We start from the raw sequence: 9,837 nt of genomic DNA, 5'->3' as shown, positions 1-9,837 counted from the left end.
CCCCCGCAACCGGACCCACCCCGCCTTCGACAGGTTCCTGCGATCTGTCGGGACGGCGTTCTGCGTTGCTGTTGGTGGGTGTCGACCTTGGTCGACACAATGAACACGGCAACAACCGATGGGGTCAGATCCGTTTTCCTATGGAAAACGGATCTGACCCCAACCATTTCAAATGGCCTGCAATGCGCTGGACGCCAGCGCTGACAACGGCGAGGATGGAGGCTGGTTCTTCTGGCTGGCCCTGCATGGCGCAACGCATCCTTGAACCCGGTGAGATCGAGACGCTGGCCTCGCGCGATGTTCCGCGCATCATCCTGCCCGATACCGCGTCGCTGTTTGCCGGACGTGCGGACCGCCTGCGCAGTCTGGCTGCACACAGTGCCATCGGTGGTTACCTGCAGCTTCTGGCGGCGCTGGCTGATGCGCAGCAGGCGCTGCTGGAGGATCTGACACCGCAGCAACGCGAGGAACTTCAGGCACAGGCGCGTGCACAGCAGTCGAGTGCGGCGGCCGGCGCCGGGATGCCGTTGCGGCCGGCCAACACACTTCAGCTGGATGGCTGTTGGCGCGGCTGGCTGCGCACGCTATGCCAGCACTGCGCTGAAGAAGCCGGCCTGCCGGCGGAAACCCGCCAGGAACTGCAGCGCGTTGCTGCTGCCGATGACGCGTGGCTGGATGCGCAGGCGCATGCGGTGCTGGAGCGTGATGACGCGCCGTCGGTGGATGCGGTGGCTGCGCTGCTGGTGATGAACGCGCTGCAGGTCTACTGGGCGGTACTGGCGGACAGCTTCCGCCCCACCGACCTGAAGCCGCTGGCCGATGCACCGGGGCTGTGCCCGCTGTGCGGCACCCTGCCGGTGGTCAGCGTGGTGCAGGCGCGGCCGCCCTATGCCTCCTACCGCTACCTGTCGTGCTCGCTGTGTGCCTGCCAGTGGCACTACGTACGCGTGCAGTGCAGCCAGTGTGGTGCCGCCGGCAAGGACATCGCCTATCGCGCCCTGGCCGATGTGGACGGCGACAGCGGCGAGGCGGTGCGCGAGAGCGCGGTCCGTGCCGAGACCTGCGACCACTGCCACAGCTACCGCAAGATCCTGTATCTGGAGAAAGACCCGTCGCTGGAGCCGGTGGCCGACGACCTCGGCACGCTGGCGCTGGACCTGCTGCTGGGCGAGGAAGGGTATGCGCGCGCCAGCCAGAATCCGCTGCTGTGGCAATCCGACGGCGAGTGAGGCGATGACAGCCACGCCCCCCACCCCGGCATCGGCCGCTGCCCTGCCCTCGCTGGACCGGTTGCTGCGCCTGCCTGCCTTGGCAGCACTGATCGAGGGCCACGGCCGCAGCCGTATCACCCAGCTGCTGCGTTCGCACCTGCAGGTGCTGCGCGACCGTATCAGCGCCGGCCAGCTCTCGGCCACGCAGCTGCAGGAAGCGGTTGACGGCCCGGCGCTGGTGGCAGCAGTCGAGGCCGCACTGGCCGCTGACGCACGGCAGGATCTGCAGCCGATGTTCAATCTGACCGGCACCGTGCTGCACACCAATCTCGGCCGCGCCTTGCTGCCGGATGCCGCCGTGCACGCGGTCACCCGCGCGATGACCGCGCCGGTGGATCTTGAATTCGACATCAGCCGCGGCCGTCGCGGCGACCGCGATGCACGGGTGCAGGCATTGGTCTGCGAACTGACCGGCGCTGAAGCCGCCACCGTGGTCAACAACAATGCGGCGGCGGTCCTGCTGCTGCTCAACAGCCTGGCCAACCGTCGCGACGTGGTGGTGTCACGCGGCGAGCTGGTGGAGATCGGTGGCGCCTTCCGCATTCCCGATGTGATGCGCAGTGCCGGCGCGCGGCTGCTGGAAGTGGGCACCACCAACCGCACCCACCCCGCCGACTTCGCCAATGCCATCGGCGCGCGCACCGCGCTGCTGATGGAGGTGCACGCCAGCAACTACGCGATCACCGGCTTCACCGCCAAGGTCGACACCGCAGCGATGGCAGCGATCGCGCACGAGCACGGCCTGCCGCTGGTGGTGGACCTGGGCAGTGGCAGCCTGTGCGATCTGGCGGCCTTCGGCCTGCCGCACGAGCCCACCGTGCAGGAAACGCTGGCGGCCGGCGCCGACCTGGTGTCGTTCAGTGGCGACAAGCTGCTGGGTGGTCCGCAGGCCGGCATCATCGCCGGTCGCGCCGACCTGATCGCGCGGATCAACCGCAACCCGCTGAAGCGGGCACTGCGCATGGACAAGATGGGCCTGGCCGCACTGGAAGCGGTGCTGGCCCTGTACCGCGAGCCGGAGCTGCTGGCACAGCGACTGCCGACCCTGCGCACCCTGTCACGCACGCAGGAGGACCTCGACGTGCAGGCTCAGCGCCTGCTGCAGCCGATGCGTTCCGTGCTCGCGGCCGACTACGATCTTGAACGGTCACCAATGCAGAGCCAGATCGGCAGCGGCGCCCAGCCACAGGCGCAGCTGGCCAGCGCCGGACTGCGCATTACCAGCGCGCGCCGTGGCGGACTGGATCGCCTGGCCAAGCGCTTGCGTCAGCTGCCGCGGCCCGTGCTGGGCCGCATTGCCGATGACGCGCTGTGGCTGGACCTGCGCTGCCTGGAACCGGCCGACGAAGCCGACTTCCTCGCCCAGTGGAGCACGCTGCAGGCATGATCGTCGGCACCGCCGGGCATATCGACCATGGCAAAACCAGCCTGGTACGCGCACTGACCGGCATCGAAACCGATCGCCTGCAGGAAGAGCGAACGCGCGGTATATCGATCGAACTGGGCTACGCCTATGTCCCGGTGGAAAGCAGGCACGTCGAAGGCCCCGCCGCGACGCTGGGCTTCGTCGACGTGCCAGGCCATGAGCGCTTCGTGCATACGATGGTGGCCGGCGCCACGGGTATCGATGTCGCTCTGCTGGTGATCGCTGCCGACGACGGCGTGATGCCACAGACCCGCGAGCATCTGGCGATCCTGCAGCTGCTGGGCGTGGATCGTGGTGCGGTGGCCCTGACCAAGATCGACCGTGTGGATGCGGCGCGCCTCGCCCGGGTCGAGATCGAGATTGCCGCGCTGCTGGCCGCGACACCGCTGCAGGATTCCCCTCTGTTCGCCTGCAACAGCACCGCACCCGACGATGCCGGCATCAACGCACTGCGTACCCAGCTGCACGCGTGGGCGGCGGACGATGCCAGCACACGCCAGGCCGAACTGCGCAGCGAACTGTTCCGCATGCCGGTGGACCGCGTGTTCTCGCTGGCCGGCCACGGCACGCTGGTGACCGGCGCGGTGCATGGCGGCATCGCGGCGGTGGGTGAGCATCTGCAGCTGATGCCGGCCGCCACCGACGTGCGCGTGCGCAGCATCCACGCGCAGAACCAGGCCAGCGAGCACGCGATGGCTGGGCAACGCTGCGCGCTGAACCTGGCCGCCATCGCCCGCGACGACATCCACCGGGGCGACTGGATCGCCGATCCACGCGCGCTGCTGGCCACTACCCGCGTCGACGTGCGCCTGCGGCTGTCCGCGTTGGCCGCACCGTTGCGCGACTGGGTACCGCTGCATATTCACTGGGGCACGACGCACCGGCAGGCCCATGTAGTACTGCTGGAAGACCACGACCACGGCGATGGTCAGTTGGTGCAGCTGGTGTTCGATGCACCAGTCTGCGCGATGTGTGGCGATCGTTTCATCGCCCGTGATTCAGCAGCCACCCACACACTGGGCGGTGGCGTCGTGCTCGATCCGGATCCTCCGCAGCGGCGTCGGCGCAGTCCTGCGCGGCTGGCCTGGCTGGGGGCACTGGAGCAGCTGGCGGCCGGTGCCGGTGTTGTCCCGCTGCTGCAGCAGGCACCTGCCGGCATTCCCCTCACCGCGCTGCAACGCTATTGCCGACGCGCCGCCGACCGCATCGACCTGCCCGAGGACGCGCGACGCATCGCGACCCGCGATGACGCGGTGATCATCCTCGCCTCGCACTGGCAGGCGCTGCGCGAGCAGGTGATCACCTCGCTGCGCGGCTGGCACGAGCGACGCCCCGACGAACCCGGCGTCGACAGCGGACGCCTGCAGCGCAGCACCCTGCCCATGCTGGCGAGCGACCTGTGGAATGCGCTGCTGCAGGATCTGCTCGCCGATGGCACGCTGCAGCGCGTGGGCGCGTGGTGGCGCCTTCCCGGCCATCACCATGCGCCACCGGAACGCGAACGTCTCCTGCTGGAACGCGTGCTGCCGCAACTGCATGCCGGTGGCTTCGATCCACCGTGGGTGCGCACCCTGGCCGCCGACGTCGGTCTGGCCGAAGATGAGGTCCGCGCGGTCCTGCGCCGCGCCGCCGCACGTGGTGAACTGTTCCAGGTGGTGCCCGACCTGTTCTATGCGCCGGCCCGCATCGCCGAGCTGGCCGCGATCGTCGCGCAGCTGTCACAGGCCACCGGCACGGTGGATGCGGCGGCCTTCCGCGATGCCATCGGCCTGGGCCGCAAACGCAGCATCCAGATCTTGGAGTTCTTCAATCGCGTTGGCTACACTCGACGCGTCGGTGACCAGCATCGGCCGCGCGGCGACCTGCAGTGGAACGCAGCCCGCGACTGAGCCCACCGGTACCGCCGTACTTTCGGAAGGCATGCGCATCCGGGCATGCGGCTGGGCTTCAAACCCAGTAGGGGGCGTCGATCGTTCCCTGGTAGGTTCGACTCCTGCTGCCTTCCGCCATTCGTGTTTCCGCAGGAGATGTCGGCATGGCCACGCACGCGCAGTCCCCCGCTCCTTCAACGGCTGATGCCCCGCAACGACTGACGTCTCTCGCGCATGGCGGTGGCTGCGGCTGCAAGATCGCGCCGGGTGTGCTGACCGAACTGCTGCGTGGCGTTCCAGCGCTTCCCGCACCGGCCGAACTGCTGGTCGGCCGCGAGACCAGCGACGACGCCGCGGTGTACCGCCTCGATGACCGGCAGGCGATCGTCGCCACCACCGATTTCTTCATGCCGATTGTCGACGACCCGTTCGACTTCGGCCGCATCGCCGCCACCAATGCGCTGTCGGACCTGTACGCGATGGGCGCGCGGCCACTGTTCGCGCTGGCCATCGTCGGCATGCCGATCAACAGCCTGCCGCAGGACGCCATCCGCGGCATCCTGCAGGGTGGCGAACGCGCCTGCGCTGATGCCGGCATCGTGGTGGCTGGTGGCCACAGCATCGATTCGGTGGAGCCCATCTACGGCCTGGCCGCGATCGGCGTGCTCGATCCGCAGCGGCTCAAGCGCAATGCCGATGCCCGCGCAGGCGATGTGCTGGTGCTGGGCAAGCCGTTGGGCGTGGGCGTGTATTCGTCAGCACTGAAGAAGGAAGTGCTGGACGCCGACGGGTACCGGCAGATGATCGAGTCGACCACGCGCCTGAACACTGTCGGCGTGCCACTGGCTGCGCTGGACGGCGTGCACGCGATGACCGACGTGACCGGTTTCGGCCTGCTGGGCCACCTGCTGGAAGTGTGCCGGGCCAGTGGGGTGGCTGCCGAGGTGGACAGTACCCAGGTGCCGCTGCTACCTCAGGCCCTGCAACTTCTGCAGCGCGGCTGCGTGACCGGCGCGTCCCACCGCAACTGGGCCTCGTATGGCGCCGACGTGCGCTTCGCCGACGGGTTGCCAGCACACTGGCAGCCACTGCTGACCGACCCACAGACCAGCGGCGGCCTGCTGGTGTCCTGCGCCCCGGAAGCGGTGGATGCGGTGCTGGCCTGCTTCCACGACGCCGGGTTCGGCCAGGCGGCCGTGGTGGGACGGTTGGGCGAGGGAACGCCGGGCGTCAGCGTCCGCTGAGGCGCTGGAACGGCAAGGGCGCCCGAAGGCGCCCCTGCTGTAGCGCTGGATGCAGCATCACTCGATGTTCTGCACCTGTTCGCGGATCTGGTCGATCAGCACCTTCAGTTCCACCGCGGCATTGGACGTGCGGCTGTCCACCGACTTCGAGCCCAGCGTGTTGGCTTCGCGATTGAACTCCTGCAGCAGGAAGTCCAGGCGACGGCCGACCGGCTCGCGCTGCTTGAGCACGCGGCGGATCTCGACGATATGGCTGCCAAGACGGTCCAGTTCTTCATCCACGTCCAGCTTCTGCAGCCACAGCACCAGTTCCTGCTCGGCGCGGCCGGGGTCGACCGGGTGCGGCAGGTCGGCCAGGCGTGCGGCCAGCTTGGCGCGCTGGCCGTCGCGAATGGCCGGAATCAGCGTGCGGACGTCGGTGGCGATACGCTCGATGCCGTCCACGCGCTCGCTGATGGCCGCGGACAACTTGCCGCCTTCGCGCTCACGGGCCTCGACGAAGCCGTCCAGCACCTGGTCCAGCAGGGCCAGTGCCTCGACCTGCAGGGCGGCGGCATCGGTGGCCTCGCCGCGGGTCACGCCCGGCAGCTGCAGCAGGTCGGTGAAACTGACCTGCAGGTTGGGGAAATCGGAGGTCAGACGGTGCGCCAGGCGGCCCAGCTGGCCCAGCAGGGCCTCGTCCACCTGCAGGTTGGCGGCCGCTTCCGGCGCGCGCATGCGCATCACCAGATCCAGCTTGCCGCGGCTCAGGCGCGCGGCGATACGCTCGCGCAGCTGCGGCTCGAGCGCCCGCAGTTCCTCGGGCAGGCGGGTGCCGACCTCCAGGAAGCGGTGGTTGACCGAGCGCAGCTCGCAGCCCAGCGTGCCCCACGGGGTGACCCGCTCGCCGCCGGCGTAGGCGGTCATGCTTCGAATCATGGATTGTGTCCGGTGCGTGCAAAGGGGGAATGGTACCCTAGCGCCCTCACCAGAGCCCCCTTGCCCGCCCCGTGAAGGCTGCGGGCGTGGCGGCGTACTCCCTCGCCATTACGGAACCCGCACCATGTCCGATTCCCGCCCCAGCGGCCGCCAGCCCGACCAGCTCCGCCCGGTCGTCATCCAACGCGGCTTCACCCGCCACGCCGAAGGTTCGGTGCTGGTGTGCTTCGGTGAAACCCGTGTGCTGTGCACCGCCAGCGTCGAGAACCGCGTGCCGGGCTTCCTGCGCGGCAAGGGCGAAGGCTGGGTGACCGCCGAATACGGCATGCTGCCGCGCGCCACCCACACCCGCAGCGACCGCGAAGCGGCCCGTGGCAAGCAGGGCGGCCGCACCCTGGAGATCCAGCGCCTGATCGGCCGCAGCCTGCGTGCCTGCGTGGACCGCAACGCGCTGGGCGAGCGCACCATCACCCTCGACTGCGACGTGCTGCAGGCCGACGGTGGCACCCGCACCGCCGCCATCACCGGCGCCTACGTGGCCCTGGTCGATGCGGTGAACGTGCTGATGAAGCGTGGCGACATCAAGCGCAACCCGATCCTGGGCGCAGTGGCCGCGGTGTCGGTAGGCGTCTACCGCGGCACCCCGGTGCTGGACCTGGACTACGCCGAAGACAGCGACTGCGACACCGACATGAACGTGGTGATGAACGACGGCGGCGGCTTCATCGAGCTGCAGGGCACCGCCGAAGGCCATGCCTTCCGTCGTGACGAATTGGATGCGCTGCTGGGCCTGGCCGAAAAGGGCGTGGCCGAACTGCTGGCCGCACAGCAGGCAGCGCTGTCGGCATGAACCGGCGCCTTGCCCTGACCACGCTGGTGGTGGCCGACTACGACGAAGCCATTGCCTGGTACACCGGCAAGCTCGGCTTCGCACTGCTGGAGGACATCGACCAGGGCCACAAGCGCTGGGTGGTGGTGGGGCCGACCGACGGCAGCGCTGCCGCCCTGCTGCTGGCCCGTGCCAGCGACGAGGAACAGCGCAGCCGCATCGGCAACCAGACCGGTGGCCGCGTCGCCTTCTTCCTCAACACCGATGACTTCCACCGCGACCACACGGCGATGCTGGCCACCGGGGTCGAGTTCCTGGAAGCGCCGCGCGAAGAACCCTATGCAACGGTCGCGGTGTTCCGCGATCTGTATGGCAACACCTGGGACCTGCTGGAGCCCCGTCAATGAAGAAACTGGTACTGGCCAGCCACAACGCCGGCAAGCTGGTGGAGATGCAGGAGATCCTCGCCGACCTGCCGCTGCAGATCACCTCGGCCGCCGAGCTGGGCCTGGGCGACGTGGAAGAGACCGGCCTGACCTTCGTCGAGAACGCGCTGCTGAAGGCGCGCGCGGCCTGCGAAGCGACCGGCCTGCCGGCGCTGGCCGATGATTCCGGCCTGATCGTCGATGCCCTCGGCGGCGCACCCGGCCTGTACAGCGCGCGCTATGCCGGCCACCCGACCAACGCCGCGGCCAACAACGCCAAGCTGCTGGAGGCGATGGCCGACATTCCCGATGGCCAGCGCGGCGCCCGCTTCTATGCGGTGATCGTGCTGCTGCGCCACGCCACCGACCCGCAGCCACTGATCTGCGAAGGTCGCTGGGAAGGGCAGATCATCCGTGAACTGCGCGGCACGAATGGTTTCGGCTACAACCCGGTGTTCCTGGACACCACCCACGGCCTGACTGCCGCGGAGATGGAGCCGGCCCTGAAAAACGCCATCAGCCACCGTGCCATTGCCCTGCAACAGCTCAAGCAGCAGCTGGCGACGCTGTACTAACGCCACCCGATCGAACCAGGGAAGCCGGCCAGCGGCCGGCACTACCGAAGAAGCCCATGCCGCACGCCCACGACCACTGCAACCACCTGCCCGGCGAAGCCTGCTCCGCTGACCACGACAGCCCGCCGCGACTGGTGCCACCACCGCTGTCGCTGTACGTGCACCTGCCGTGGTGCGTGCGCAAGTGCCCGTACTGCGATTTCAATTCGCACCAGGCCAAGGGCGAACTGCCGTTCGACGCCTACATCGATGCGCTGCTGCGCGATCTCGACCAGGACCTGCCGCTGGTCTGGGGCCGGGTGGTGCACAGCGTGTTCTTCGGTGGCGGCACACCCAGCCTGTTCCCGCCGGAAGCAATCGACCGTTTCCTGCAACAGGCCAGCGCACGCCTGCGCTTCGCACCCAACGCCGAAATCACCCTGGAAACCAACCCGGGCACGGCCGAGCATGGCCGTTTCGACCGCTACCGCGCGGCCGGCGTGAACCGCCTCAGCTTCGGCATCCAGAGTTTCGACGATGCGATGCTCAAGCGCCTGGGCCGCATCCACGACAGTGGCGAAGCCGAGCGCGCGGTGAAGATGGCGCAGGACGCGGGCTACGACAACTTCAACATCGACCTGATGTACGCGCTGCCGGAACAGACCCTGGCCGGCGCCGAGTCCGATCTGGAGCGCGCGTTCGCACTGCAGCCGGCGCATATCTCGCACTACCAGCTGACCCTGGAACCGAACACGGTGTTCTTCGCGCGGCCGCCGCAGGGCATTCCCGATGAAGACAATGCCTGGGACATGCAGGAACACTGCCAGGCCCTGCTGGCGCAGGCCGGTTTCGGCCAGTACGAGGTGAGCGCCTACGCACGCCCTGGCCGGCAGAGCGCGCACAACCTGAACTACTGGCGTTTCGGCGACTACCTGGGCATCGGTGCCGGCGCGCACGGCAAGATCAGTTCGGGTGCCGAGGAACACGTGCTGCGACGCTGGAAGCTGAAGCATCCGCAGGCTTATCTGGACAGCGCGGGTACCCCGGCCTCGTTCGGCGGTGACGATGTGATCGCGCCTGAGCGCCTGCCCTTCGAGTACATGCTGAATCTGCTGCGCCTGCATGAAGGCTTCGGCCTGCGCGATTTCGAGTCGCGCACCGGGCTGCCGCGCCGCGTGCTCGATGCACCGCTGGCCGAGGCCGTGCAGCGCGGCTGGCTGGAGGTGACGGATGGCCATGTGCAGCCGACCGAGCTGGGCCGCCGATTCACCAACGATGTGGTGAGCCTGTTCCTGGAGG

At 68.6% G+C, this 9,837-nt stretch carries 9 protein-coding genes and 1 tRNA gene; 9 read left to right on the top strand and 1 reads right to left on the bottom strand.

Translation table 11 applies throughout. The features are described from left to right. Positions 1-245: 245 nt before the first annotated feature. The 5 genes from fdhE (at position 246) to selD (ending at position 5,812) form a co-directional block, all read left to right on the top strand. Positions 246-1,229 (top strand): formate dehydrogenase accessory protein FdhE, encoded by a 984-nt coding sequence (gene fdhE / locus N5D91_RS23880; RefSeq protein ID WP_180854261.1) that lies wholly within the window; start codon positions 246-248, stop codon positions 1,227-1,229. Between the two features lie 4 nt (positions 1,230-1,233). Then, positions 1,234-2,658, top strand: a complete 1,425-nt coding sequence (gene selA / locus N5D91_RS23875; protein WP_180854262.1) for an L-seryl-tRNA(Sec) selenium transferase — start codon at positions 1,234-1,236, stop codon at positions 2,656-2,658. Continuing rightward, entirely contained in the window at positions 2,655-4,586 is a 1,932-nt protein-coding gene (gene selB, locus N5D91_RS23870; RefSeq protein WP_279907867.1) for a selenocysteine-specific translation elongation factor, read from the top strand. Before selA ends, selB begins: the two co-directional genes overlap by 4 nt. 24 nt (positions 4,587-4,610) lie before the next feature. Beyond that, a tRNA-Sec gene (locus N5D91_RS23865) sits at positions 4,611-4,706 on the top strand. A 26-nt stretch (positions 4,707-4,732) separates the two neighbouring features. Continuing rightward, a complete protein-coding gene (gene selD / locus N5D91_RS23860; protein ID WP_180854264.1) occupies positions 4,733-5,812 on the top strand; it encodes a selenide, water dikinase SelD in 1,080 nt (359 codons plus the stop codon). A 57-nt stretch (positions 5,813-5,869) separates the two neighbouring features. Here selD and N5D91_RS23855 read toward each other — a convergent pair whose 3' ends face one another. Continuing rightward, on the bottom strand, positions 5,870-6,730 hold the full coding sequence (locus N5D91_RS23855; RefSeq protein ID WP_180854265.1) for a YicC/YloC family endoribonuclease: 861 nt from the start codon (positions 6,728-6,730) through the stop codon (positions 5,870-5,872). A gap of 124 nt (positions 6,731-6,854) precedes the next feature. Here N5D91_RS23855 and rph point away from each other — a divergent pair, with 124 nt between their 5' ends. The 4 genes from rph to hemW form a co-directional block, all read left to right on the top strand. Continuing rightward, positions 6,855-7,580, top strand: a complete 726-nt coding sequence (gene rph, locus N5D91_RS23850; protein WP_049426699.1) for a ribonuclease PH — start codon at positions 6,855-6,857, stop codon at positions 7,578-7,580. Continuing rightward, positions 7,577-7,966: a VOC family protein gene (locus N5D91_RS23845; RefSeq protein ID WP_180854266.1), complete on the top strand. Its 390-nt coding sequence runs from the start codon at positions 7,577-7,579 to the stop codon at positions 7,964-7,966. The genes rph and N5D91_RS23845 overlap by 4 nt, the downstream gene beginning before the upstream one ends. Next, positions 7,963-8,559: an RdgB/HAM1 family non-canonical purine NTP pyrophosphatase gene (rdgB, locus tag N5D91_RS23840; RefSeq protein WP_049446541.1), complete on the top strand. Its 597-nt coding sequence runs from the start codon at positions 7,963-7,965 to the stop codon at positions 8,557-8,559. Before N5D91_RS23845 ends, rdgB begins: the two co-directional genes overlap by 4 nt. Positions 8,560-8,615: 56 nt before the next feature. Then, a partial coding sequence (gene hemW / locus N5D91_RS23835) for a radical SAM family heme chaperone HemW (protein ID WP_279907862.1) occupies positions 8,616-9,837 on the top strand: 1,222 nt, incomplete at its 3' end.

It is taken from the genome of Stenotrophomonas sp. GD03794 (assembly GCF_029842145.1).
Taxonomy (GTDB): Bacteria; Pseudomonadota; Gammaproteobacteria; order Xanthomonadales; family Xanthomonadaceae; genus Stenotrophomonas; species Stenotrophomonas riyadhensis.
The sequence above is the reverse complement of the archived record's forward strand: the minus strand, read 5'-3'. Positions and strand labels throughout refer to the sequence as shown.